This window comes from Romboutsia sp. (assembly GCF_051659545.1).
Taxonomy (GTDB): Bacteria; Bacillota; Clostridia; order Peptostreptococcales; family Peptostreptococcaceae; genus JBOFOR01.
In genome coordinates, this window is record NZ_JBOFOR010000189.1 from 1 (window position 1) to 3,702 (window position 3,702).

Genomic DNA, 3,702 nt, shown 5'->3' on the forward strand with positions numbered 1-3,702 from the left:
ATAAATATTGATTCTAACTTAGTTAAATGTGAAGACTATGCAAATGTAGATATTACCTTTGTTGAATTAAGTAGAGGTAAAAGAGTGACTAATTTACAAGTTAATTTAGAAGGTGAAAATTCTGCTTCTAATATAAAAACTATCTATATGGTTGAGGGCAATGATAATCTTGATATAAATTATATAATGAGCCATAAAGGAAGAAGAACTCAGGGGAATATGGATGTATATGGAGTATTAAAGGATGAAGCTAAGAAAACATTTAGAGGAACTCTAGATTTCAAAAAAGGTTCTTCTAAATCAAAAGGTAGTGAGATTGAAAATACTTTACTTTTAAGCAGTAATGTTGTTAACAAAGCTGTTCCTTTACTTCTTTGTGATGAAGATGATGTAGAAGGTCAACATGCTGCAACTTCTGGAAAAGTTGATGATAATAAATTATTCTACTTAATGAGTAGAGGTTTTAGCCAAGAAGAAGCTAAAAAACTTATAATTGAGTCAATGTTCAACCCAGTTATAGAAACTATTCCAGTTGAGCATATAAGAGAGAAAATAAAAATTGAATTAGCTAAAAGATTACAGAGCTAAAAATAGGTGGTGATTTTATGAAATTTGATATAAATACTATAAAGGATGATTTTCCTATATTATTTGATAATAATAAAGATTTAGTTTATTTAGATAGTGCGGCAACTTCTCAAAAACCTAAATCAGTTATAAATGCAATAAAAAACTATTATGAAACCTCAAATGGAAATCCTCATAGAGGAGCACACTATTTAGGGATTTTAGCAACACAGATCTATGATGATGCTAAAGAAAAAACAAAGTCATTTATAAATGCTAAACAACAAGAAGAAATTATTTTTACAAAAAGTGCTACTGAATCATTAAACCTATTAGCATATTCTTACGGTATGAACTTTATAGAAGAAGGCGATGAAATAGTAATTAGTATTTTAGAACATCATAGTAACTTAATTCCTTGGCAACAAGTTGCCAAAGCGAAAAAAGCTACTTTAAAATACTTATATATTGATAAAGATGGCAATATACCACAAAGTGAAATAGAAGAAAAGATAACAGAAAAAACAAAAATATTAAGTTTAACTCATGTGTCAAATGCCTTAGGTGTAATAAATCCTGTTAAGTCTATTATATCTTACGCTCATAAATTCAACACAAAAGTTATACTAGATATAACACAAAGTGTAGCTCATATGAAGGTTGATGTTATGGATTTAGATTGTGACATTGCAGTATTTTCTGGTCATAAAATGCTAGGACCTATGGGAATTGGTGTTTTATACGGTAAAAAAGAGTTGCTTGATATTATGCCACCATTCTTATTCGGTGGAGATATGATTGAATATGTATATGAAGATAGTGCTACCTTTGCTGAAGTACCTTATAAATTTGAAGCTGGTACACAAAATGTAGAGGGAGCTATTGGACTTACCAAAGCCATGGAGTATTTAGAAAAAATAGGCTTAGACAATATACACTCTTATGAAAAGGAGCTTACACAATATGCTATAAATGAGTTATCAAAGATCTCATTTATTGAAATCTACGGTCCTTTAGATATAGACAAGAGAGCCGGTGTTATTTCCTTTAATGTAGATGAAGTTCATCCTCATGATGTAGCTACAATACTAGATTCACAAGGAATTGCAGTAAGAGCTGGACACCATTGTTGTCAACCATTAATGAGATATTTAAAACTTAACGCAACGTGTAGAGCAAGTTTTTATTTTTACAATACAAAGGAAGATGTAGATAAGCTAGTAAAAGGATTAATTGAAGTAAGAAAGGTGATGGGATATGAGTCTTAATGATGTATACACAGAATTAATAATGGAACATTGTAAAAGCAAGCATAATGAAAGAGAATTAAAAGATTTTACTGTATCAAATAGAGGTCATAATCCAAGCTGTGGTGATGATATTACCTTAAATATAAAGCTAAATGGAGATATAATAGAAGATGCTACATTTACAGGCGTTGGATGTGCTATTTCTAAGGCATCTACATCTATGATGATAGATTTAATAAAAGGAAAAAGTAAGGAAGAGGCATTAAGTTTAGTAGATAAGTTTATAGGTATGATTAAAAGAGATATTACAGATGAGGAGGAGCTGGAGATTTTAGAAGATGCAATTGTTCTAAAAAATGTTTCTAATCTACCTGCTAGAGTAAAATGTGCAGTTCTAGCTTGGCATACTCTAAGAGAAAGTATTTAGAAAAAAATGTTTAAAGATTGAATAAGAAGGTATATATATACTATAAGAAATAATGATATATTAAAACTTATAAAATATAATACTGAGTATTACTAAAATAACAAGTATTACTAAAATAAATAGATAATAGAGGGGTATAGATATGAAAAATGAAGCAAAATTTTATTTCTGCCAAACATGTGGCAATATAGTTGAAGAGGTTGTAAATAATGGTCCAAAGTTATTCTGTTGTGGAAAAGCTATGGAAGAAATAGTAGCTAATTCACAAGAAGCGGCAACTGAAAAACATATACCAGTTGTAAAAGTAGAGGGGAACTTAGTAAATGTTGAAGTTGGAAGTGTAATACACCCAATGACAGAAGGACACTACATTGGATGGGTGTACTTAATAACAAATGAAGGAACTCAAATGAAGCATTTATCTATAGATAAAGAGCCTAAAGTTCAATTTGCAATAACTGAGGGAGAGACTGTTAAAGAAGTTTATGCATACTGTAATCTTCATGGATTATGGAAAGCTTAATATTAAGATAACACCTATTTGCTTAGGTGTTATTTTTTTAGTATATATAAAATACAAAATAAATTAATATAGATGATTTTATTAATTAAAATAATTGACAAATGGAGAATTGACGAAATGTTTGAGCAAATAAAAAAATATGATACAGAAGTTTACAATAGTATGAAAAGAGAGTTATATAGACAGCAAAGGAATATAGAATTAATAGCATCAGAAAATATAGTTTCAGTTCCAGTTATGGAAGCTAGTGGAATAAGAATAGGTACACCTGCTATTACTACAAGAGGTATGAAAGAAGAAGATATGAAAGTCATAGCAGAAGCTATTGATTTATGTTTAACAGATGATAATGAAAAGAAAGCTAAAGAGCTAGTTATAGAACTAACTGAAAAGTATCCGTTATATAAAGAATCTAACTTAATGGATTAGATAAAACTAGGTCAGGATTATGCTCAAGGCTTGAAACTATGATACCCCATACCTAATAATATATTAGGTATGGGGTATCATAGTTTCAAGTAAAATATTTGGAATTTAGAATACCTCAATTAATAACTTTATAAAAAATATAGAAAGAACAACTAGAATAATAGGCTTAACTCCTTTTGCTCCTTTGTCACTAAAATACTTAGTTCCTAAATAATTACCCAAAACACCAAAACATCCAGCTACCACACCTACAACTATAAGTACTTTGCCGTTTAAAAGATAAATAACAAGAGAAGTAATATTAGTTGTCAGATTTATAACCTTTGTAATACCCGCAGCTTCATTTAACTTCATATGGGCAACTCCAGTAAGTAACAAAATAAGAAAAGTACCTGTACCAGGTCCATAAAAACCATCATACATTCCTATAAAAAATGATATAGGCAAACTATAGTAAAAAGTCTTCTTAGATGAAAAATCTTCTACTTCATTTTCTTCAACATCTT

General features: G+C 29.4%; 5 protein-coding genes and 1 pseudogene. 5 read left to right on the plus strand and 1 reads right to left on the minus strand.

Annotation, left to right across the window (positions count from 1 at the left end):
• From ACRC03_RS10325 to ACRC03_RS10345, 5 genes and pseudogenes are all read left to right on the plus strand, one after another.
• Positions 1 to 588, plus strand: a 588-nt coding sequence (locus ACRC03_RS10325) for a SufD family Fe-S cluster assembly protein (RefSeq protein ID WP_438652483.1), incomplete at its 5' end; no start/stop codon positions are given.
• 17 nt (positions 589 to 605) lie between these two features.
• Positions 606 to 1,835 (plus strand): cysteine desulfurase, encoded by a 1,230-nt coding sequence (locus ACRC03_RS10330; protein ID WP_438652484.1) that lies wholly within the window; start codon positions 606 to 608, stop codon positions 1,833 to 1,835.
• The gene (gene sufU / locus ACRC03_RS10335; RefSeq protein ID WP_438652485.1) at positions 1,825 to 2,244 is read left to right on the plus strand and encodes a Fe-S cluster assembly sulfur transfer protein SufU; all 420 of its coding nucleotides are present in this window, start codon (positions 1,825 to 1,827) and stop codon (positions 2,242 to 2,244) included. The genes ACRC03_RS10330 and sufU overlap by 11 nt, the downstream gene beginning before the upstream one ends.
• Positions 2,245 to 2,386: 142 nt before the next feature.
• The gene (locus ACRC03_RS10340) at positions 2,387 to 2,767 is read left to right on the plus strand and encodes a desulfoferrodoxin family protein (RefSeq protein WP_438652486.1); all 381 of its coding nucleotides are present in this window, start codon (positions 2,387 to 2,389) and stop codon (positions 2,765 to 2,767) included.
• Positions 2,768 to 3,013: 246 nt separating this feature from the next.
• Positions 3,014 to 3,196: pseudogene (locus ACRC03_RS10345) on the plus strand (serine hydroxymethyltransferase); the annotation flags it as partial.
• Positions 3,197 to 3,301: 105 nt separating this feature from the next.
• On the opposite strand, the gene ACRC03_RS10350 reads toward ACRC03_RS10345, so the two are convergent.
• The coding region (locus ACRC03_RS10350; protein WP_438652487.1) for a sulfite exporter TauE/SafE family protein at positions 3,302 to 3,702 on the minus strand (401 nt) is incomplete at its 5' end.